The sequence below is a fragment of the Streptomyces sp. BE303 genome (genome assembly GCF_036290945.1).
In the GTDB taxonomy this organism is placed as follows: domain Bacteria; phylum Actinomycetota; class Actinomycetes; order Streptomycetales; family Streptomycetaceae; genus Kitasatospora.
In genome coordinates this window covers 1-298 of record NZ_JAQYWZ010000561.1, presented here as the reverse complement: position 1 = coordinate 298, position 298 = coordinate 1, and the positions used below count along the sequence as shown (strand labels likewise).

General features: G+C 69.8%; 1 protein-coding gene. It reads right to left on the bottom strand.

The window, feature by feature from the left end; all coding sequences use genetic code 11:
• On the bottom strand, positions 1-298 hold a 298-nt coding region (locus tag PUR56_RS12480), incomplete at both ends, for an RICIN domain-containing protein (RefSeq protein WP_329948939.1).

Sequence of the window (298 nt, the reverse complement as noted above, 5' to 3'; positions counted from 1 at the left end):
GGCCACCTTCTGGACCTGCCACTGCTGGGACTGGCTCCCGGTGCAGGTGTTCTGCACGACGAGGGCCCCGTCGACGGTCGACGCGCCCTCGACGTCGAGGCACTTGCCGCTGTGCCGGGCCATGATCTGCACGTAGCCGGTGCCGAGGTCCTTGAACGAGAAGTTCTGGTTGGCGCCGTTGCCGCAGCCCCACTGGAGGAGCCGGGCGGTCTCGGCGAAGGAGTAGTCGCCGACGTCGACGCACTTGCCGCTCTGCCGGCCGACCAGCTGCTGCCAGGTCGCGTGGAGCGGGGTGACG